General features: G+C 70.7%; 1 protein-coding gene. It reads left to right on the top strand.

Annotated features, from left to right (window positions below; translation table 11 throughout):
- The first annotated feature begins 58 nt into the window (after positions 1-58).
- The gene (locus tag ACZ4QV_RS30040; protein WP_467763646.1) at positions 59-23,911 is read left to right on the top strand and encodes a type I polyketide synthase; all 23,853 of its coding nucleotides are present in this window, start codon (positions 59-61) and stop codon (positions 23,909-23,911) included.
- Positions 23,912-23,948: the final 37 nt, after the last annotated feature.

Consider the following 23,948-nt stretch of genomic DNA (forward strand, 5'->3'; position numbering starts at 1 on the left):
CCCCGCGCGGGGCGGACCACCCCTGACTCTGCTGAAACATCATTGCAAGGAGCCGACCGTGTCCGACGAAAACAAGCTTCGTAGCTACCTCAAGCGAGCCATCGCGGACGCGCAGGACGCCCGCGCCCGGCTGCGCGAGGTGCAGGAGCAGGCGGCGGAGCCGGTGGCGATCGTGGGCATGGGGTGCCGCTTCCCCGGTGGCGCGGGCAGCCCTGAGGAGTTCTGGAAGCTGCTGGCTTCCGGTGGTGACGCGGTGGGCGGCTTCCCGACCGACCGTGGCTGGGACCTGGAGGGCATCTACGACCCGGAGGGGGAGCGCGAGAACACCTCGTACGTTGCCCAGGGCGCGTTCCTGCACGGGGCGGCCGAGTTCGATGCGGGGTTCTTCGGGATCAGTCCGCGTGAGGCGCTGGCCATGGACCCGCAGCAGCGCCTGCTGCTGGAGTCGGCCTGGGAAGCGCTGGAGCGTGCCGGCATCGACCCGGCGTCCCTGAAGGAGAGCGCCACCGGTGTCTTCGCCGGCGGCTTCGCCTCCGGATACGGCATCGGGCTCTCCTGGGCAGCCGGTGAGGGCGGCTCCGGTGTCGAGGGCCACCTGATGACCGGCAACGCGACCAGCGTGCTCTCCGGCCGGCTGTCGTACGCCCTGGGCCTGGAGGGCCCGGCGGTCACGGTGGACACCGCCTGCTCCTCGTCGTTGGTGGCACTCCACCTGGCTGTTCAGGCCCTGCGGCTGGGAGAGTGCTCGCTGGCCCTGGCCGGTGGTGTCACGGTGCTGGTATCCCCGGGGACGTTCGTGGAATTCTCCCGGCAGCAGGGTCTGTCGGCGGATGGCCGATGCCGGGCCTTCTCCGAGGACGCGGACGGTACGGGCTGGGCCGAGGGCGTCGGCATGCTGGTGGTGGAGCGGCTGTCGGACGCACGGCGCAATGGCCACAAGGTGCTGGCGGTGCTGCGGGGCAGTGCGGTCAACCAGGACGGTGCGTCGAACGGCCTCTCGGCGCCCAACGGCCCGTCCCAGCAGCGCGTCATCCGCGCGGCGTTGGCCAGTGCGGGCCTTTCGGCGGCCGAGGTGGACGTGGTGGAGGCACACGGCACCGGCACCACGCTCGGCGACCCCATCGAGGCCCAGGCCCTGCTGGCCACGTACGGCCAGGGCCGCCCGGAAGGGCGCCCGTTGTGGTTGGGGTCGGTGAAGTCGAACATCGGCCACACCCAGGCTGCGGCCGGTGTTGCGGGTGTGATCAAGATGGTGCTGGCGCTCCAGCACGGCCAGCTGCCGCGGACGTTGCATGCGGATGTGGCGTCGTCGCATGTGGACTGGTCGGCGGGTGCGGTGCGGTTGCTGACGGAGTCGGTGCCGTGGCCGGCGGGTGAGCGTCCGCGCCGGGCGGGGGTGTCGGCGTTCGGTATCAGCGGCACCAATGCGCATGTGATTCTGGAGGAGGCTCCGCCGGTGGAGTCCGGCGAGGCCGGCGAGCCTGCCGAGGCCGGTTCCGGGACGGCCGGGTCGGCCGGGTCGGCCGGGCCGGTGGCGGATGCGGCGCCGGTGCTGGCGGGTGCTGGTGCGTGGGTGGTGTCGGGTCGTACGGCTGAGGCGTTGCCGGCGCAGGCCGGTCGGCTGCGGGAGTGGGTGTCGGCGCGCCCGGGGCTGGGTGCGGCTGATGTGGGCTGGTCGTTGGCGGCGACGCGGTCGGCGTTCGAGCATCGCGCGGTGGTGCTTGGTACGGAGCGTGGTGCCCTGCTCGATGGCGTGCACAGCCTGGCTGCTGGTACGTCCTCGCCTGTGGTGGTGTCGGGGGTGGCCCGGGCGGATGTCCGGGTGGGGCTGGTGTTTGCGGGTCAGGGCGCGCAGTGGGCGGGCATGGGTCGTGGGCTGTATGCGGGCAGTGCGGTGTTCGCCGAGGTCTTTGACCGGGTGTGCGGGCTGCTGGAGCTGGAACTCGGGGCCGGCGTGTGTCTGCGGGATGTGGTGTTGGGTGCGGAGGGGGTGGACGCTGGCCTGGCGGATCAGACGCTGTATGCGCAGGCGGGCCTGTTTGCCTTCGAGGTAGCCCTGGCGGAGGTTCTCAAGGCTGCTGGTGTGGTGGCGGATGCGGTGGTGGGTCATTCGGTGGGCGAGGTGGCTGCGGCTCATGTGGCTGGTGTGTTGTCGTTGCCGGATGCCTGTGCGCTGGTGGCGGCTCGTGCTCGGTTGATGCAGGAGCTGCCGTCGGGTGGGGCGATGGCGGCGGTCAACGCCGCCGAAGCGGAGGTCATCGCCTCGTTTGACGAGGTGTCGGGTGAGGTGGCCGTAGCGGCGGTCAACGGCCCGGAATCCGTGGTCATCTCCGGTGCGGCCGATGCGGTCGACGCGGTGGTGGAGCTGTGGCGGGATCGGGGCTGCCGGGTGCGGCGCCTGCGGGTTTCGCACGCCTTCCACTCCCCGGCCATGGACCCGGTCCTGGATGAGCTCGATGGTGTGGCGCAGGGGCTGGTGTATCACCGGCCTGAGGTGATGTGGGCGGGTGCGCTCACCGGTGACCTGGTGTCCGAGCCGCAGGCCGGTTACTGGCCTGCGCAGACCCGGCAGGCCGTGCGGTTCGCGGATGCGGTGGCCACCCTTGCGCGGGAGGGTGTCTCGGTCTTCCTTGAGGTGGGTCCGGACGGTTCGCTCTCCTCGCTGGGCCCGGATGCGGTGGCCGGTGTGGAGGGTGCGGAGGCGGCCTTCGTCCCCCTTCAGCGGCGCACCGAGGACGGCGCCACCGACCTGGAGACCGGTCTGGCCCGTGCCTTCGTCCACGGTGTCCCGGTGGACTGGACGCGTGTGCTGCCTGCCGGTGAGCAGGTGGAGCTGCCTACGTATGCCTTCCGGCACCAGCGCTACTGGCCCGAGGGGATCGTCTCGCTGATGCCCCCGACGGCCGGCGGTGCGAACCGGATCACCGCGGGCACCGAGGCGGAGGCGGAGTTCTGGGCGGCCGTCGAGGGGGAGGATCTCACCCGGCTCGCCGAGACGCTGGACGTGGGCGGCGACCGTCCGTTCAGCGAGGTGCTGCCGGCGCTGGCCTCTTGGCGGCGACGCGATCTGGAGCGCTCCCTGACTGCCGACTGGCGCTACCGCACCACCTGGGCACCCGTTGCCGAGCCGGACGCTCGTGTGCTGTCGGGTACGTGGCTGGTTGCTGTCCCCGCGGAGTCGGCTGTGGCGGAGCTGGCGCAGGGCTGCGCCGAGGCGCTGAGCGCCCGTGGTGCTGAGGTCGTGGTGGTCGAGGTCCCGGCCGGGTCGGTGGACCGGGTGGAGCTGGCCGCGTTGCTGACCGACGCGGTGGGTACGTCGGTGGTGTTTGGTGTGCTGTCGTTGCTGGCGCTGGATGAGACGCCGCTGCCGGACCATCCGGTGGTGAATGCCGGTCTGGCTGTCACCCTGGGCCTTGTCCAGGCTCTGGGTGACGCCGGGGTTGAGGCACCGCTGTGGGTCGCTACGCGTGGTGCGGTGGCGGCCGGTGCGCAGGAGACGCTGACCCGTCCGGTGCAGGCGCAGGTGTGGGGTCTGGGCCGGGTGGTCGGTCTGGAGCATCCGGAGCGTTGGGGTGGTCTGGTCGATCTGCCGGAGACGCTCGATGAGCGTGCTGGTGCGCGGCTGGTGGCGGTACTGGCCGGCTGTGGCGAGAACGAGGTGGCCCTGCGGTCGTCCGGAATCCTGGGACGCAGGCTCGCGCATGTCTCGGGGCGTGGTGTGCGGGAGAGCTGGACGCCGCGGGGAACCGTCCTGGTCACCGGCGGTACCGGCGCCATTGCCGGACATGTCTCGCGGTGGCTGGCGGGCCGGGGCGCCGAGCGTCTGGTGCTGACCAGCCGATCGGGTCCGGCAACAGCCGATGTCGCGACACAGGCCGCGGAGTTGGCTGCTTCTGGCGCCCACGTGGACGTCATCTCCTGTGACATCAGCGAACGCGGCCCGGTGACCAACCTGCTGGGCCGGATCGGCCGTAGTGGCCCGGAGCTGTCCTCGGTGATGCACACCGCGGGTGTGCTCGACGACGGTGTGCTGGACCGGCTGTCGGTCTCCCGTCTGCAGTCGGTGCTGGCGGTCAAGGTCCACGGTGCGGTGCTGCTGGATGAGCTGACCGCGGACCTGGGCCTGGACGCGTTCGTACTGTTCTCCGCTGCGGCTGCCACCCTGGGCGGTCCGGGGCAGGGCAACTATGCGGCGGCCAATGCCTTCCTGGACGCGCTGGCGGAGAACAGGCGCGCCCGTGGGCTGAACGCGTTGGCGGTGGCCTGGGGCCCGTGGGCCGGCGGAGGCATGGCCGACTCCAACGAGGCGGTCCGCTCCAGGATGCGGAAGATGCCCATGCCGCCGATGGACCCGCGGCTCGCGGTCCGCGCGCTGGCCGAGGCGTTGCGGGGGCCGGATGCCGCCGTTGCCGTCATGGATGTGGACTGGGCGCAGCTGGCATCCGACGCCAGTGCCACGGGGATGCTGAAGCGGCCGTTGGTGCGGGACCTGCCTGAGATCCATCAGCTGCTCGCGGCGGCCGGAAACACGGTCACTGTGGCGCCTGCGGAAGGTGAGCTGGCCCGTCAGCTGGCCGGGCTGGACCGCGCGGAGCAGGAGCGGATGCTCGCCGACGTGGTGTGTGGCGAGGCTGCGGTGGTGCTGGGGTACGCATCGGCTGATGCGGTGGAGGGCCGTCGGGCGTTCAAGGATCTGGGTTTTGATTCGCTGACCGCGGTCGAGCTGCGTAACCGTCTCAACGCGGCGACTGGGCTGAGGCTGCCGTCGACCCTGGTCTTCGATTACCCCACCCCGCTGGCCCTGGCGGCTTTCCTGCGTGACGAGCTGACCGGGCAGCAGAAGGGCACGGCCGCTCCGGTAATCACCGTGGTGGCGGCGCCTGCGGACGAGCCGCTGGCGATCGTCGGGATGGCGTGCCGCTTCCCCGGTGGGGTGGGGAGTCCGGAGGAGTTCTGGGAGTTCCTGGCTTCCGGTGGCGATGGCGTGGGCGATTTCCCGGCCGACCGTGGCTGGGACTTGGAGAGTGTTTACGACCCGGAGGGGGAGCGGGAGGGCACTTCGTATGTCGCGCAGGGTGCGTTCCTGCGGGAGGCGGCTGAGTTCGATGCGGGGTTTTTCGGGATCAGTCCGCGTGAGGCGCTGGCGATGGATCCGCAGCAGCGGCTGTTGCTGGAGACGTCCTGGGAGGCGCTGGAGCGTGCCGGCATCGATCCGTCGTCCCTGAAGGAGAGCGCCACCGGTGTCTTTGCCGGCGGTTTCACCTCGGGGTATGGGCTTGGGCTGTCGCTTGCCAATCAGGGGGATTCTGGTGCCGAGGGCCATTCGCTGACGGGCAATGCGACCAGTGTCCTGTCCGGGCGGGTGTCTTATGTGCTCGGCCTGGAGGGGCCGGCGGTGACGGTGGACACTGCCTGTTCGTCCTCGTTGGTGGCGCTTCATCTGGCGGCGCAGGCGGTGCGGTCGGGCGAGTGCTCGCTGGCGTTGGCCGGTGGGGCGACGGTGATGGCGACGCCGGGTACGTTCATCGACTTCTCCCGTCAGCAGGGTCTGTCGGCGGACGGCCGGTGCCGGGCCTTCTCCGAGGAGGCGGATGGTACGGGCTGGGCCGAGGGCGCCGGCATGGTTGTGGTGGAGCGGCTGTCCGATGCCCGCCGTAATGGCCACAAGGTGCTGGCGGTGCTGCGGGGCAGTGCGGTCAACCAGGACGGTGCGTCGAACGGTCTGACTGCCCCCAACGGGCCGTCGCAGCAGCGGGTGATCCGTGCCGCGCTGGCCAACGCCCGGCTGTCTGCTGCCGAGGTGGACGTGGTCGAGGCGCATGGCACCGGCACCACACTCGGTGACCCCATCGAGGCACAGGCGCTGCTGGCGACGTATGGCCGGGATCGTGGTGAGCGGGATGCTCTGTGGCTGGGGTCGGTGAAGTCCAACATCGGTCACACCCAGGCCGCCGCGGGTATCGCCGGTGTCATCAAGATGGTGCTGGCGCTCCAGCATGAGCGGCTGCCGCAGACGCTGTACGCCGAGGTGCCGTCCTCGCATGTGGACTGGTCGGCGGGTGAGGTGCGGCTGCTCACCGAACCGGCTCCCTGGCCGGCCGACGGAGACCGGGTAAGGCGGGCTGCTGTTTCGGCGTTCGGTATGAGCGGGACCAATGCTCACCTCATTCTGGAAGAGGCGCCTGCGGCGCAGGAGGCCGAAGCCGCCGAGGAGCCCAAAAAGCCGGTGGTTCCGGTGGTGACCGGTGCTGGTGCTTGGGTGCTGTCTGGGCGGACTGCTGGGGCGTTGTCGGCGCAGGCGGGGCGGTTGCGGGAGTGGGTTTCGCTTCGTCCGGCTCTTCGGCCGGTTGATGTGGCGTGGTCGTTGGCGGCGACTCGGTCGGTCTTCGAGCACCGGGCGGTGGTGGTGGGCGGAGACCGGGAGCAGGTGCTCGCGGGGCTCGGGGGCCTGGCGTCCGCTGTGTCCTCGGGCTCGCTCGTTTCGGGCGTGGCCCGCTCCCATGCCCGCCCGGTGTTTGTCTTCGCTGGTCAGGGTTCGCAGTGGGTGGGTATGGGACGGGAGCTGGCGGAGGTTTCGCCGGTGTTCGCGGGGCGGCTGGCGGAGTGTGCTGCGGCGTTGGCGCCGTATGTGGACTGGTCGCTGACCGATGTCCTGGCGGGTGCGGAGGGTGCTCCTGCGTTGGAGGTGGCGGATGTTGTCCAGCCTGCGTTGTGGGCGGTGATGGTGTCGCTGGCTGCGGTGTGGGAGGCGGCTGGTGTCGCTCCGGATGCGGTGGTGGGCCATTCGCAGGGGGAGATTGCCGCTGCCACGGTGGCGGGGATGATCTCGCTTGAGGACGGTGCCCGTGTGGTGGCGTTGCGGTCGCGTGCGTTGAAGGTGCTGGCGGGTGCGGGTGGGATGTTGTCGGTCAGCCGTCCGGCGGCGGAGGTTGAGGAGCGCCTGGTCCGGTTCGGGGAGCGGCTGTCTCTGGCGGCGGTCAACGGCCCCTCGGCCACTGTGGTCTCGGGTGAACCGGCCGCGCTGGAGGAGCTGAGGGCGGAGTTCGAGAGTGAGGGTGCCCGGGCCCGTATGGTCGCGGTGGACTATGCCTCGCATTCGGCGCAGGTGGACCGGCTGGAGGAGGAGATCACCACCGTCCTGGCCGGGGTTTCCCCGCGTCGGGGCCGGGTTCCGATGGTCTCGGCGATGACCGGCGAGATGCTGACGGGTGAGGAGCTGGATGCCGGGTACTGGTATCGCAGTCTGCGGGCGACGGTGCATTACGACCGTGCGGTGCGGGTGCTGGCGGGTCGTGGGCATCAGGTGTTTGTTGAGGTGACGCCGCATCCGGTGCTGATGGGGGCGATGAACGACACCCTCGTGGACCTCGCCCAGGACGCTGGTGGAGAGCCCGCCGTCGTATGCGGAACGCTCCGCCGGGACGACGGTGGTGCTGAGCGCCTGCTGACTTCCCTGGCGGAGGCGTTCGTCAATGGCGCACCGGTGGACTGGCAGGCGGTGCTGCCTGCTGGTGAGCAGGTTGAGTTGCCGACGTACGCGTTCCGGCGTCGTCGGTTCTGGCCGGAGGGCAAGCTGGTCCTGCCGATGCCCGGTTCCGCGACTGCCGGTTCCACGTCCGCCGGAGGCGGTGCCACCACTGACGCTGAGACGGCATTCTGGGCGGCCGTTGAGGATGGAGACCTGTCCGGGCTGGGGGACGCGCTGGCCCTGGAGGGTGGGCGTCCGTTCAATGAGGTGCTGCCGGTGTTGGCGTCGTGGCGGCGGCGTGAGCGGGACCGTTCGACCACGGCTGGTTGGCGTTATTGCACTGGGTGGTCGGTCATCGCCGAGCCGGATGTTCGGCTGCTGTCCGGTACGTGGTTGGTCGCTGTCCCTGCGGAGTCTGCCGTGGTGGAGCTGGCGCAGGACTGCGTCGGGGCGCTGAGCGCCCGTGGTGCTGAGGCCGTGGTGGTCGAGGTTCCGGCTGGGACGGTGGACCGTGCCGGGCTGGCGGCGTTGCTGACCGGCGCGGCGGACCCGTCAGCCATCTCGGGTGTGCTGTCGTTGCTGGCCCTGGACGAGACGTCAACGCCTGGGCATTTGGTGGTGCCCGTGGGCCTGGCTGCCACCTTGGGCTTGGTGCAGGCTCTTGGTGACGCTGGGGTTGAGGCGCCGCTGTGGGTGGCCACGTGTGGTGCGGTGGCGGTCGGGCGGGGCGAGGTGTTGGCCCGTCCGGTGCAGGCGCAGGTGTGGGGTCTGGGCCGGGTCGTTGCGCTGGAGCATCCGGAGCGTTGGGGTGGTCTGGTTGACCTGCCGGAGACGTTCGATGAGCGGGCTGGTGCGCGGTTGGTGGCGGTGCTGGCTGGCTGTGGTGAGAACGAGGTGGCCATCCGGGCGGCCGGGATCCTGGGCCGCAGGCTCGCGCACGTATCGGGCCGTGGTGCGCGGAAGAGCTGGGTGCCGCGGGGGACTGTACTGGTCACCGGTGGCACCGGTGCCATTGCCGGGCATGTTTCGCGGTGGCTGGCGGGCCGGGGTGCCGGGCGTCTGGTGCTGACGAGCCGTTCGGGTCCGGCGGCTGTGGGCGCGGCAGCGCTGGCGGCCGAACTCGCGGCAGCCGGTTCCGCCGTGGAGATCGTGGCTTGCGATGTCAGCGAGCGTGCGGGTCTGGCCGGGCTGCTGGACTGGATCGATGCGAGCGGTCCCCGGCTCTCTTCGGTGATGCATACCGCGGGTGTGCTGGATGACGGTGTGGTGGACCGCCTCGACACCGGGCGGCTGGAGAGTGTGCTGGGCGTGAAGGCGCACGGCGCGGTGCTGCTGGACGAGCTGACCGCCGGGCTGGACCTGGATGCGTTCGTGCTGTTCTCCTCGGCCGCTTCCACCCTCGGTGGCCCGGGGCAGGGTAACTATGCGGCGGCCAATGCTTTCCTGGACGCGCTGGCGGAAAACCGGCGCGGTCGTGGGCTGGCCGGTCTGGCGGTGGCCTGGGGTCTGTGGGGCGGTGGTGGCCTCGGCGAGTCGAGCGAGGTCATTCGGTCCCGGATGCGTCGGATGCCGATGCCGCCGATGGAGCCGCAGTTGGCTGTGCGGGCGTTGGGTGAGGCGTTGGACGGTCCGGATGCCGTGGTGACGGTGATGGAGGTGGACTGGGCGCAGCTGGCATCCGATGCCGGCGTCACGGGGATGCTGAAGCGGCCGTTGGTGCGGGACCTGCCCGAGATCCGGGAGCTGTCCGCGGCCCCCGGCCGTGCGCCTGCCCTGGCGCCAGTCGAGGGCGAACTGGCCGCTCGGGTAGCGGGGTTGTCCCGCTCGGAGCAGGACCGGGTGCTGACCGGCATGGTCCGTGCCGAGGCCGCTGTTGTGCTCGGGCACGACTCGGCGGACGGGGTGCAGGCGCGGCATGCGTTCAAGGATCTGGGGTTCGATTCGCTGACCTCGGTCGAGTTGCGTAACCGCCTCAACGCGGCGACCGGGCTGCGGCTGCCGGCGACCCTGGTCTTCGACCACCCGACTCCGGTCGCGCTGGCCGCCTTCCTGCGCGGCGAAATGATCGGCGACCACCCGGACGCCGCCGACAGCGGAACTTCCGCTATGCAGACTGCGGTGGACGGCACGACCCCCGCTGCGGACGAGCCGCTGGCGATCGTCGGCATGGCCTGCCGTTTCCCCGGTGGCGCGAGCAGTCCGGAGGAGTTCTGGGAGCTGTTGGCCTCCGGTGGTGACGCGGTGGGTGGTTTCCCGACCGACCGTGGCTGGGACCTGGAGGGCATTTACGACCCGGACGGTGAGCGAGAGAACACCTCGTACGTCGCCCAGGGCGCCTTCCTGCACGGGGCAGCCGAGTTCGATGCCGGGTTCTTCGGGATCAGCCCGCGCGAAGCCCTCGCCATGGACCCGCAGCAGCGGCTGATGCTGGAGACGTCCTGGGAGGCCCTGGAGCGCGCCGGCATCGACCCGTGGTCCCTGCGCGGCAGTTCGACCGGTGTGTTCGCCGGCGGCTTCACTACCGGGTACGGCCTTGGGGTTTCCGCAGCGGCCGGTGAGGGCGGCTCCGGTGTCGAGGGCCACCTGATGACTGGGAACGCGACCAGTGTCCTGTCCGGCCGGGTGTCGTACGTGCTCGGCCTGGAGGGGCCGGCGGTGACGGTGGACACGGCGTGTTCGTCGTCGTTGGTGGCGCTCAACCTGGCCGCGCAGTCGGTACGGTCCGGGGAGTGCTCTATGGCTCTGGCCGGTGGTGTGACCGTGATGGCTACGCCTTCCTCCTTCGTGGAGTTCTCCCGTCAGCAGGGTCTGTCGGCGGATGGCCGGTGCCGGGCGTTCTCGGAGGATGCGGACGGTACGGGCTGGGCCGAGGGTGCCGGTGTTCTGGTGGTGGAGCGGCTTTCGGATGCGCGGCGTAACGGGCATCGGGTGCTGGCTGTCGTCCGTGGCGCGGCGGTGAATCAGGATGGTGCGTCGAATGGTCTTTCGGCGCCCAACGGGCCTTCGCAGCAGCGGGTGATCCGAGCGGCGCTGGCCAACGCCCGGCTGTCTGCTGCCGAGGTGGACGTGGTCGAGGCGCATGGCACCGGCACCACACTCGGTGACCCCATCGAGGCTCAGGCCCTGTTGGCGACCTATGGCAGGGACCGCGGTGAGGGCGATCCGCTGTGGCTGGGGTCGGTGAAGTCCAACATCGGCCACACCCAGGCTGCTGCGGGTGTTGCGGGTGTGATCAAGATGGTGCTGGCGTTGCAGCATGGGCGGTTGCCGCGGACGTTGCATGCGGATGTGGCGTCGTCGCATGTGGACTGGTCGGCGGGTGCGGTGCGGTTGCTGACGGAGTCGGTGCCGTGGCCGGCGGGTGAGCGTCCGCGCCGGGCGGGGGTGTCGGCGTTCGGTATCAGCGGCACCAACGCCCATGTAGTTCTGGAGGAGGCTCCGCCGGTGGAGTCCGGCGAGGTTGGCGGGTCTGCCGAGGCCGGTTCCGGGACGGTCGGGTCGGTGGGTGCGGCGCCGGTGCTGGTGGATGCTGGTGCGTGGGTGGTGTCGGGTCGTACGGCTGAGGCGTTGTCGGCGCAGGCCGGTCGGTTGCGGGAGTGGGTGTCGGCGCGTCCGGGGTTGGGCGCGGCTGATGTGGCGTGGTCGCTGGCGGCGACGCGGTCGGCGTTCGAGCACCGTGCCGTGGTGCTCGGCACCGAACGTGATGGGCTGCTGTCCGACCTGCACAAGCTGGCCGCCGGAACCTCCTCGCCCGAAGTGGTGTCGGGTGTGGCCCGGTCTGATGTCCGGGTGGGTCTGGTGTTTGCGGGTCAGGGTGCGCAGTGGGCGGGTATGGGCCGTGGTCTGTATGCGGGCAGTGCGGTGTTTGCCGAGGTCTTTGACCGGGCGTGTGGGCTGCTGGAGCTGGAACTGGGCACCGAGGTACATCTGCGGGACGTGATCCTGGAGGGTGACGGGGAAGCTGCTGAGCTTGCCGATCAGACGCTGTATGCGCAGGCGGGCCTGTTTGCCTTCGAGGTGGCCCTGGCGGCTGTCCTGAAGGCCGCCGGTGTGGTGGCTGATGCGGTGGTGGGCCACTCAGTCGGCGAGGTGGCTGCGGCTCATGTGGCTGGTGTGTTGTCGTTGCCGGATGCGTGTGCGCTGGTGGCGGCTCGTGCTCGGTTGATGCAGGAGCTGCCGTCGGGTGGGGCGATGGCAGCGATCAACGCCGATGAATCGGCCGTCATTGCTTCGTTCGACGAGGTGTCGGCTGAGGCGTCGGGTGAAGTGGCTGTCGCGGCGGTCAATGGTCCCGAGTCGGTAGTCATTTCTGGTGCGGTCGAAGCGGTTGATGCGGTGGTGGAGTTGTGGCGGGACCGGGGTCGCCGGGTGCGGCGCCTGCGGGTTTCGCACGCCTTCCACTCCCCGGCCATGGACCCGGTCCTGGATGAGCTCCGAACCGTCGCGGAGGGGCTGGAGTTCCGTCGTCCGGAGGTGATGTGGGCCGGTGCCCTCACCGGTGACCTGGTGTCCGATCCGCAGTCCGGCTACTGGCCCGCCCAGACCCGCCAGACTGTCCGCTTCGCCGACGCGATAGCTACCCTCGCGGCGGAAGGCATCTCCGTCTTCCTCGAAGTGGGCCCGGACGGCTCACTCTCCTCGCTCGGCCCGGATGCGGTCGTAGAGGTGGACGGGGCCGAGCCCGCCTTCCTCCCGCTCCAGCGGCGTGACGACGAAGGCGCCACGGGCCTGCTGACCGGCCTGGCTCGCGCCTTCGTCAGCGGTGTGCCGGTGGACTGGACGCGTGTGCTGCCCGCCGGTGAACACGTCGAGCTGCCCACGTACGCTTTCCGGCACCAGCGGTTCTGGCCGGAGGCTCCGGCGGCACTGTCGGCCGGAGCCTCGGCCACCGGCCGGGACGGGGCTGGCAGCGCGGCCGAGTCGGCGTTCTGGTCGGCTGTGGAGAGCGGTGACCTGGAACAGCTGGCGGACACTCTGGCGGTGGACGGCGACCGTCCCTTCCACCAGGTGCTGCCCGCACTGGCGTCCTGGCACCGTCGCGAGCTGGACCGTTCGGCTACCGCCGACTGGCGCTACCGAACCGTCTGGTCGCCCGTTGCAGAGCTTGACGCCCATGTGCTGTCCGGTACGTGGTTGGTCGCCGTTCCTGCGGAGTCGGCTGCGGCAGACCTGGCGCAGGACTGTATCGAGTCGCTGAGCGCCCGTGGTGCCGAGGCCGTGGTGGTCGAGATTCCGGCCGGAACGATGGACCGGACCGAACTGGCCGCGTTGCTGATTGGCGCGGTGGATGACTCCGCCGTCTCTGGTGTGCTGTCGCTGCTGGCGCTGGACGAGACGCCGCTGCCGGACCACCCGGCGGTGCCCGCCGGGCTGGCCGCCACCCTGGCTCTCGTACAGGCTCTCGGTGACGCCGGGATCGAGGTGCCGCTGTGGGTGGCTACGTCCGGCGCGGTGGCGGCCGGTGCGGAAGAAGCCCTGGCCCGTCCGGTGCAGGCGCAGGTCTGGGGCCTGGGTCGGGTGGTTGCGCTGGAGCACCCGGAGCGTTGGGGTGGTCTGGTCGATCTGCCGGAGACGCTCGATGAGCGGTCCGCTGCACGGCTGGTGGCGGTACTGGCCGGTTGCGGTGAAAACGAAGTGGCCCTGCGGCCGTCCGGAATTCTGGGCTGCCGGCTCGCGCGTGTCACGCGACACGGTTCCGGGGAGAACTGGTCGCCGCGCGGCACTGTGCTGATCACCGGAGGGACGGGCGCGATCGCGGGACATGTGGCGCGCTGGCTCTGTGGTGAGGGCGCTGAGCGGCTGGTGCTTACGAGCCGCTCGGGTCCGACGGCGGAGGGTGTGGCCGCGCTGGCTGCGGAGCTTGCGGAGGCGGGCAGCGCGGTTGAGGTGGTGGCGTGCGATGTGAGTGAACGGGCGCCGCTGTCAGGCTTGGTGGCCTGGATCGGCCGTAGCGGCCCCCGGCTGTCGTCGGTGATGCATACCGCGGGTGTGCTGGATGACGGTGTGGTGGACCGCCTCACCACCCCGCGGCTGGAGAGCGTGCTGGGGGTGAAGGCGCACGGCGCGGTGCTGCTGGATGAGCTGACCGCGGAGCTGGACCTGGATGCGTTCGTGTTGTTCTCGGCTGCGGCGGCGACTCTGGGGGGTTCGGGTCAGGGTAACTATGCGGCGGCCAATGCCTTCTTGGACGCGTTGGCGGAGAACCGGCGGGCCCGTGGGTTGCACGCGCTGGCGGTGGCGTGGGGGCCGTGGGCCGGTGGTGGTATGGCTGCGTCGAGTGGTGCGGTGCGGGCGCGGGTTGAGCAAGGTGCGATGCCGCCGATGGACCCGCGGCTTGCGGTCCGTGCGCTGGCCGAGGCGTTGCGGGGGCCGGATGCCGCCGTGGCTGTCATGGGTGTGGACTGGGCGCAGTTGGCATCCGATGCCGGTGCCACGGGGATGTTGAAGCGGCCGTTGGTGCGGGACCTGCCTGAGATCCGTCAGCTGCTCGCGGCGGCCGGGAACACGGTCACTGTGGCGCCTGCGGAAGGTGAGCTGGCCCGTCAGCTGGCCGGGCTGGACCGCGCGGAGCAGGAGCGGTTGCTGACGGAGGTGGTACGGGCGGAAGCCGCTGCTGTGTTGGGCCATGGCTCGCCCGATGCGGTGGAGGACCGTCGGGCGTTCAAGGACCTGGGTTTCGACTCGCTGACCTCGGTCGAGTTGCGTAACCGTCTCAATGCGGTGACCGGTTTGCGGTTGCCGTCGACCTTGGTCTTCGATTACCCCACCCCGCTGGCGCTGGCCGCTTTCCTGCGCGGTGAGCTGACCGGTGGGGAGCCTGACACCGCTGGTGCTGCGGCACTCACTGTGGTGGCGGCGCCTGCGGACGAGCCGCTGGCGATCGTCGGGATGGCGTGCCGCTTCCCGGGCGGGGTGGGCAGCCCGCAGGAGTTCTGGGAGCTGCTGGCCTCCGGTGGCGACGCGGTCGGTGACTTCCCGTCCGACCGCGGCTGGGATCTGGACGGTCTCATTGACCCGGAGGGTGCGCGGGAGGGGACCTCGTATGTCGCGCAGGGTGCGTTCCTGAGGGAGGCTGCTGAGTTCGATGCGGGGTTTTTCGGGATCAGTCCGCGTGAGGCGCTGGCGATGGATCCGCAGCAGCGGCTGTTGCTGGAGACGTCCTGGGAGGCGCTGGAGCGTGCCGGCATCGATCCGTCGTCCCTGAAGGAGAGCGCCACCGGTGTCTTTGCCGGCGGTTTCACCTCGGGGTATGGGCTTGGGCTGTCGCTTGCCAATCAGGGGGATTCTGGTGCCGAGGGCCATTCGCTGACGGGCAATGCGACCAGTGTTCTGTCCGGGCGGGTGTCCTACGTGCTGGGTCTGGAGGGTCCGGCGGTGACGGTGGATACGGCGTGTTCGTCGTCGTTGGTGGCGCTTCATCTGGCGGCGCAGGCGGTGCGGTCGGGGGAATGTTCGCTGGCGCTGGCGGGTGGGGCGACGGTGATGGCGACGCCGGGGACGTTCATCGACTTCTCCCGGCAGCAGGGGCTGTCGGCCGATGGCCGGTGCCGGGCTTTCTCCGAGGAGGCGGATGGTACGGGCTGGGCCGAGGGCGCCGGCATGGTTGTGGTGGAGCGGCTGTCGGACGCCCGCCGTAATGGCCACAAGGTGCTGGCGGTGCTGCGGGGCAGTGCGGTCAATCAGGACGGTGCGTCCAACGGGCTGACCGCGCCCAACGGGCCCTCGCAGCAGCGCGTGATCCGTGCCGCGCTGGCCAACTCCGGCCTGACCACCGCCGACATCGACGTGGTCGAGGCCCATGGCACCGGCACCACACTCGGTGACCCCATCGAGGCCCAGGCGGTACTGGCGACCTACGGCCGGGATCGTGCGGAGGGCCGGCCGGTGTGGCTGGGGTCGGTGAAGTCCAACATCGGCCACACCCAGGCCGCTGCGGGCGTTGCGGGTGTCATCAAGATGGTGCTGGCCCTGCAGTATGAGCGGTTGCCGCAGACCTTGTACGCCGAGGTGCCGTCCTCGCACGTGGACTGGTCGGCGGGTGCGGTGCGGCTGCTGAATGAGCAGGTGGCCTGGCCGTCTGATGGTGATCGGGTGCGACGGGCCGCTGTCTCGGCGTTCGGGATGAGCGGCACCAACGCCCACCTCATTCTGGAGGAGGCTCCCGCCTCGGAGGACATCGAGACGGTCGACGGCCTTGAGGACGACCCGACAATGCCGGAGGCGGCAGCGCTGGCTGCGGACGCCGGTGTCGGTGCATGGGTGCTGTCCGGTCGGACTGCTGATGCGCTGACGGCGCAGGCGGGGCGGCTGCGGGAGTGGACGGCGATGCGTCCGGAACTGGCACCGGTTGATGTGGCGTGGTCGTTGGCGGTGACGCGGTCGGTTTTCGAGCACCGTGCGGTGGTCGTGGGCGGGGGCCGGGAGCAGGTGCTGGCGGGGCTTGGGGGCCTGGCGTCGGGTGTTCCGGCTGGTTCGGTGGTGTCCGGCGTGGCCCGTTCCAACGTCCGTCCGGTGTTCGCCTTCGCCGGTCAGGGCTCCCAGTGGCTGGGGATGGGTCGGGAGCTGGCGGGGGTTTCGCCGGTGTTCGCGGCGCGGTTGGCGGAGTGTGCTGCGGCGTTGGCGCCGTATGTGGACTGGTCGCTGACCGATGTCCTGGCGGGAACGGGGGATGTCCCCGCGTTGGAGGTGGCGGATGTCGTCCAGCCTGCGTTGTGGGCGGTGATGGTGTCGCTGGCCGCTGTGTGGGAGGCGTCTGGTGTCGTCCCGGATGCTGTGGTGGGTCATTCGCAGGGGGAGATTGCTGCGGCGACGGTGGCGGGGATGCTGTCGCTTGAGGACGGTGCCCGTGTGGTGGCGTTGCGGTCGCGCGCGCTGAAGGTGCTGGCGGGCGCGGGCGGCATGCTCTCGGTCAGCCGCCCGGCGACGGAGGTCCAGGAACGTCTGGTCCGTTTCGGGGACCGGCTGTCCCTGGCGGCGGTCAACGGCCCCTCGGCCACCGTGATCTCGGGCGAACCGGAGGCCCTTGAGGAGCTGAGGGCGGAGTTCGAAGCGGAGGGCGCTAGGGCCCGTATGGTCGCGGTGGACTATGCCTCGCATTCGGCGCAGGTGGACCGGCTGGAGGAGGAGATCACCACCGTCCTGGCCGGGGTTTCCCCGCGCCGGGGCCGGGTTCCGATGGTCTCCGCGATGACCGGCGAAACCCTCACCGGTGAGGAGCTGGACGCCGGGTACTGGTATCGCAGCCTGCGGGCCACGGTGCATTACGACCGTGCGGTGCGGGTGCTGGCGGGTCGTGGGCATCAACTGTTTGTCGAGGTGACGCCGCATCCGGTGCTGATGGGGGCGATGAACGACACCCTGGAAGAGGTCGCCCAGGAGACAGGCCCGGGGACGGAGCCCGCCGCGGTGTGTGGAACCCTGCGGCGCGATGACGGCGGCGCCGAGCGCCTGCTGACCTCGTTGGCAGAGGCGTTCGTCAACGGGGCGCCGGTGGACTGGCAGGCGGTGCTGCCTGCTGGTGAGCAGGTTGAGTTGCCGACGTACGCGTTCCGGCGTCGTCGGTTCTGGCCGGAGGGCATGCTGGTCCTGCCGATGCCCGGTTCCGCAACCACCGTGGCCGGGGCTGGCACCGAGGCGGAGGCCGGGTTCTGGGCGGCGGTTGAGGACGGTGATCTGGCGCGGGTTGCGGAGACGCTGGCTTTGGAGGATGCGGGGCAGCTGGATTTGGTGTTGCCGGCGTTGGCGTCGTGGCGGCGTCGTGAGCTGGACCGTTCGGCTACTGCTGACTGGCGCTACCGGACCGTCTGGTCGCCTGTTGCCGAGCCTGACGCTCGTGTGCTGACGGCGACTTGGATGCTGCTTGCGCCGGCTGGTTGCGCGGAGGAGCTGCGGCACCGGTGTGTGGCGGCGCTGACGGCCCGTGGTGCAGAGGTCGCGGTGGTCGAGGTTCCGACTGGGACGGTGGACCGGGCCGAGCTGGCGGCAGCGCTGACTGGCGCGGCGGACTCGTCGGCCGTCTCCGGTGTGCTGTCGCTGCTGGCCCTGGACGGGGCTGCGCTGCCGGACCGTCCGGTCGTGAACGCTGGGCTGGCTGCCACCTTGGGCCTGGTGCAGGCTCTTGGTGATGCCGCGATCGAGGCGCCGCTGTGGGTGGCGACCTCCGGTGCAGTCGCTGCCGGCCGCGGCGAGCTGCTGTCGCATCCGGTGCAGGCGCAGGTCTGGGGTCTGGGCCGGGTCGTCGGCCTGGAGCACCCGGAGCGTTGGGGTGGTCTGGTCGATCTGCCGGAGACGCTCGATGAGCGGTCCGGTGCGCGGTTGGTGGCGGTACTGGCCGGCTGCAAGGAGAACGAGGTCGCCATCCGGGCGGCCGGAATCCTGGGTCGCAGGCTCGCGCACGTCTCGGGCCGTGGTGTGGGAGAGAGCTGGTCGCCGCGAGGGACTGTACTGGTCACCGGTGGGACCGGTGCGATTGCCGGGCACGTCTCGCGGTGGCTGGTTGGCCGGGGTGCCGAGCGTCTGGTGTTGGCGGGCCGTTCCGGTCCGGCAGCAGCCGATGTCGCGGCACGGGCCGCAGAGCTGGCCACCGCTGGCGTCCACGTGAACGTCATCTCCTGCGACGTCAGCGAACGCGGCCCGCTGACCAACCTGCTGAGCTGGATCGGCAGCAGCGGTCCGGGGCTGTCCTCGGTGATGCATACCGCGGGTGTGCTGGATGACGGTGTGGTGGACCGCCTCGACACGGCGCGGCTGGAGAGTGTGCTGGGGGTGAAGGCGCACGGTGCGGTGCTGCTGGATGAGCTGACCGCGAACATGGATTTGGACGCGTTCGTGCTGTTCTCCTCGGCCGCCTCCACCGTCGGCGGCCCGGGGCAGGGTAACTACGCGGCGGCCAATGCTTTCCTGGATGCGCTGGCGGAGAATCGGCGCGCCCGCGGGCTGGCCGGTCTGGCGGTGGCCTGGGGTCTGTGGGGTGGTGGCGGTCTGGGTGAGTCCAGTGAGGTCATCCGGTCCCGGATGCGTCGGATGCCGATGCCGCCGATGGACCCGCAGTTGGCTGTGCGGGCGTTGGGTGAGGCGTTGGACGGTCCGGATGCCGTGGTGACGGTGATGGAGGTGGACTGGGCGCAGCTGGCGTCCGGTGCGGGTGCTGCTGATATGCGGGTCCGGCCGTTGGTGCGGGACCTGCCCGAGGTCCGGGAGCTGTCCGCGGCCTCCGGCCGTCCTCCGGTGCTGGCGCCAGTGGAGGGCGAACTGGCCGCTCGGGTAGTGGGGTTGTCCCGCTCGGAGCAGGACCGGGTGCTGACCGGCGTGGTCCGCGCTGAGGCCGCCGCCGTACTGGGACATGCCTCTTCGGACGGGGTGCAGGCGCGGCAGGCCTTCAAGGACCTGGGATTCGATTCGCTGACCTCGGTCGAGTTGCGTAACCGTCTCAATGCGGCGACCGGGCTGCGACTGCCTGCCACCCTGGTCTTCGACCACCCCACCCCGACCGCGCTCGCCACCTTCCTGCGCGGCGAACTGACCGGGCAGGTGCCGGAGGCCGTAGCTGCGGCGCCGGTCCCCGCTGCCCCCGCTGCGGACGAGCCGCTGGCGATTGTCGGCATGGCCTGCCGTTTCCCCGGTGGCGCGAGCACGCCCGAGGGGTTCTGGGAGCTGTTGGCTTCCGGTGGTGACGCGGTGGGTGGTTTCCCGACCGACCGTGGCTGGGACCTGGAGGGCATTTACGACCCGGACGGTGAGCGCGAGAACACCTCGTACGTCGCCCAAGGCGCGTTCTTGCGGGGAGCGGCCGAGTTCGATGCGGGTTTCTTCGGAATCAGCCCGCGTGAGGCGCTGGCGATGGATCCGCAGCAGCGGCTGATGCTGGAGACGTCCTGGGAGGCGTTGGAACGGGCCGGTATCGACCCGTCGTCCCTGCGCGGCAGTTCGACCGGTGTGTTCGCCGGCGGTTTTGCCTCTGGTTATGGCCTTGGGGTTTCCGCAGCGGCCGGTGAGGGCGGCTCCGGTGTCGAGGGCCACCTGATGACCGGCAACGCGACCAGTGTCCTGTCCGGCCGGGTGTCGTACGTGCTCGGTTTGGAAGGTCCGGCAGTGACGGTGGACACGGCGTGTTCGTCGTCGCTGGTGGCGCTCAACCTGGCGGCCCAGGCGGTGCGGTCCGGCGAGTGCTCGATGGCTCTGGCCGGTGGCGTCACGGTGATGGCGACGCCGGGTACGTTCATCGACTTCTCCCGTCAGCAGGGTCTGTCGGCGGATGGCCGGTGCCGGGCGTTTTCGGATGACGCGGACGGTACGGGCTGGGCCGAGGGCGCGGGCATGCTGGTGGTGGAGCGGCTGTCGGACGCGCGGGCCAATGGCCACAAGGTGCTGGCGGTGCTGCGGGGCAGTGCGGTCAACCAGGACGGGGCGTCCAACGGCCTGACCGCCCCCAACGGCCCCTCCCAGCAGCGCGTCATCCGGGCGGCGTTGGCCAGTGCGGGTCTCTCGGCGGCCGAGGTGGATGTGGTGGAGGCGCACGGTACCGGCACGAAGCTTGGTGACCCGATCGAGGCGCAGGCGCTGCTGGCGACGTATGGCCGGGATCGTGGTGACCGGGACGCGCTGTGGCTGGGGTCGGTGAAGTCCAACATCGGTCACACCCAGGCTGCTGCGGGTGTTGCGGGTGTGATCAAGATGGTGCTGGCGTTGCAGCATGGTCAGTTGCCGCGGACGTTGCATGCTGATATGGCGTCGTCGCATGTGGACTGGTCGGCGGGTGCGGTGCGGCTGCTGACGGAGTCGGTGCCGTGGCCGGTGGGCGACCGCCCGCGCCGGGCGGGGATCTCGGCGTTCGGTATCAGCGGTACCAACGCCCACGTGATTCTGGAGGAGGCCCCCGCGATCGATGCGCGGAGCGAAAGCGCCGGTCAGGTGCCGGTCGCGGCTCTTGAGGGTGCTGGTGCGTGGGTGGTTTCCGGGCGTACGGCTGAGGCGCTGTCGGCGCAGGCCGGGCGGCTGCGGGAGTGGCTGACGGCCCGTCCGGAACTGCGACCGGCCGATGTGGCCTGGTCGCTGGCGGCGACGCGGTCGGCGTTCGAGCACCGCGCGGTGGTGCTCGGTACGGAGCGTGGTGCCCTTCTCGATGGCGTGCACAGCCTGGCGGCCGGTTCGTCCTCGCCTGTGGTGGTGTCGGGCGTGGCCCGGCCCGACGTCCGGGTGGGTCTGGTCTTCGCCGGTCAGGGTGCGCAATGGGCGGGTATGGGCCGTGCTCTGTATGCGGGCAGTGCGGTGTTCGCCGAGGTCTTTGACCGGGTGTGCGGACTGCTGGAGCTGGAACTGGGGACCGAGGTGCGTCTCCGGGACGTCGTTCTGAACAGCGACGATGCGGCTGCTGGGCTGGCGGACCAGACGCTGTATGCGCAGGCCGGCCTGTTTGCCTTCGAGGTAGCCCTGGCGGAGGTTCTCAAGGCTGCTGGTGTGGTGGCTGATGCGGTGGTGGGTCATTCGGTGGGCGAGGTGGCTGCGGCTCATGTGGCTGGTGTGTTGTCGTTGCCGGATGCCTGTGCGCTGGTGGCGGCTCGTGCTCGGTTGATGCAGGAGCTGCCGTCGGGTGGGGCGATGGCGGCGGTCAACGCCGCCGAAGCGGAGGTCATCGCCTCGTTTGACGAGGTGTCGGGTGAGGTGGCCGTAGCGGCGGTCAACGGCCCGGAATCCGTGGTCATCTCCGGTGCGGCCGATGCGGTCGACGCGGTGGTGGAGCTGTGGCGGGATCGGGGCTGCCGGGTGCGGCGCCTGCGGGTTTCGCACGCCTTCCACTCCCCGGCCATGGACCCAGTCCTGGATGAGCTCCGAACCGTCGTGGAAGGGCTGGAGTTCCGTCGTCCGGAGGTGATGTGGGCCGGTGCCCTCACCGGTGACCTGGTGTCCGAGCCGCAGTCCGGCTACTGGCCCGCCCAGACCCGCCAGACTGTCCGCTTCGCCGACGCGATAGCTACCCTCGCGGCGGAAGGCATCTCCGTCTTCCTCGAAGTGGGCCCGGACGGCTCACTCTCCTCGCTCGGCCCGGATGCGGTCGTAGAGGTGGACGGGGCCGAGCCCGCCTTCCTCCCGCTCCAGCGGCGTGACGACGAAAGTGCCACGGGCCTGCTGACCGGCCTGGCTCGCGCCTTCGTCAGCGGTGTGCCGGTGGACTGGACGCGTGTGCTGCCCGCCGGTGAACACGTCGAGCTGCCCACGTACGCTTTCCGGCACCAGCGGTTCTGGCCGGAGGCTCCGGCGGCACTGTCGGCCGGAGCCTCGGCCACCGGCCGGGACGGGGCTGGCAGCGCGGCGGAGTCGGCGTTCTGGTCGGCTGTGGAGAACGGTGACCTGGACCAGCTCGCGGACACCCTGGCGGTGGACGGCGACCGCCCCTTCCACCAGGTGCTGCCCGCACTGACCCAGTGGCGGCGGCGTGACCTGGAGCGTTCGACCACCGCCGGCTGGCGCTATCGGATGGTCTGGGAGCCGATCGCCGAACCCGACCCGGGTGCGCTGACCGGCACCTGGCTGGTCGCCGTCCCCGCGCAGCCTGCCGCTGCGAAGCTGGCGCAGAGCTGCACCGAGGCGCTGAGCGCCCGAGGTGCCGAGGTCGCGGTTGTCGAGGTACCGATCGGGTCGGTGGACCGGGCCGAGCTGGCCGCGTTGCTGAGCAAGGCGGCGGACCCGTCGGCCGTCTCCGGTGTGCTGTCGTTGCTGGCGCTGGACGAGACGCCGCTGCCGGACCACTCGGCGGTGCCCGCCGGACTGGCCGCCACCCTGGCTCTCGTACAGGCCCTCGGCGACGCCGACATCCAGGCACCGCTGTGGCCGGTGACCTGCGGTGCCGTGGCGGCCGTCCCCGACGAGGTGCCGGCAGGCACGGTGCAGGCGCAGGTCTGGGGCCTGGGCCGCGTCATCGGCATGGAACACCCGGACCGCTGGGGCGGGCTGGTAGACCTGCCCGAGGAACTGGACCAGCGGGCGGCCGCACGGCTGGCCGCGGTGCTGGGCGGCTGCGGTGAGGACCAGGTGGCTGTCCGGGCCACCGGGATACTCGGCCGCCGGATGCACCACGCCGCCGACGCCGGCCCCGACGAGGGGAACTGGACGCCGCGCGGCAGTGCGCTGATCACCGGTGGCACCGGCGCCGTCGGCGGGCACGTGGCCCGGTGGCTGGCCGAGGCCGACGCGGCCCGTGTGGTGCTGACCGGACGCAGCGGACCCGCCGCCGGCGGTGTCGCGGCGACCGCCGCCGAACTGGCCGCCAGGGGAACCCGGGTGGACGTGGTGGCGTGTGACGTGAGTGACCGCTCCGCGTTGGCCGGGCTGGTGTCCTGGATCGGGACGAGCGGACCGGCGCTGTCCACCGTGCTGCACACGGCCGCGGTGCTGGACGACGGGGTGGTGGACCGGCTCTCCGCCGAGCGGTTGCAGACGGTGCTGGCGGCCAAGGCTGTGGGCGCCGCCCACCTGGACGAGCTGACGGCCGGACTGGACCTGGACGCCTTCGTACTGTTCTCCTCCGCCGCATCCACCCTCGGCTCCGCAGGTCAGGGCAACTACGCGGCCGCCAACTCCTACCTGGACGCGCTGGCGGAGAACCGGCGGGCCCGCGGACTGACTGGTCTGTCGGTGGCCTGGGGCCAGTGGGGCGGCGGCGGAATGGCCGACTCCAAGGAGGCGATCCGGGAACGGATGAAGAAACTCCCGCTGGCCGCGATGGATCCGCGGTCGGCGGTCCGGGCGCTGGGCGAGTCGCTGCACGGCCCGGACGCCGTGGTGACGGTGATGGACGTCGACTGGGCCGTGCTGGCGCAGAGCGCGGCCAACCTGACGGAGGTGCCGCTGGTGCGGGGCCTGTCGGCGGTGCGCCGACTGGCTACGGTCGGCAACCGGGTCGCCGAGCAGCCCGCCTCCGCGGAGGGCGAGCTGGCACGCCGGCTGGCCGAACTGGACCGGGCCGGGCAGGAGCGGACCCTCACCGATCTGGTGCGGGCCGAGGCCGCCGTGGTACTGGGCCACCCCTCGGCCGAGGCGGTGCAGGACCAGCAGGCATTCAAGGACCTCGGATTCGATTCACTGACAGCAGTCGAACTGCGTAACCGGTTGAACACTGCGACCGGACTGCGAGTCCCGGTTACATTGATTTTCGACCACCCCACCCCGGTGGCGGTGGCCGCCTGGTTGCGTACCGAGCTCGCCCCGGACGAGCCGACTGCGCTGCCGGTACTCGACGACCTCGACCGGCTCGAAGCCGGTCTGTTGAGCGCGGCACCCGACCAGGACACGAACGAACGGATCACAAGGCGGCTGCAAGGCATTCTCTCCAACTGGATCGAAAAGCAGGGCCGGTCGGATTCCGGCAGCGGCGGGGTGGAAATCGAGTCGGCCACACCCGACGAGATGTTCGAGTTTCTCGACAGGGAACTTGGTCTGTCCGACTAGTACTTCGCGCTCACTGACGGAACATTTTGGTAAGGGA

It is taken from the genome of Streptomyces sp. NPDC026394 (assembly GCF_055567735.1).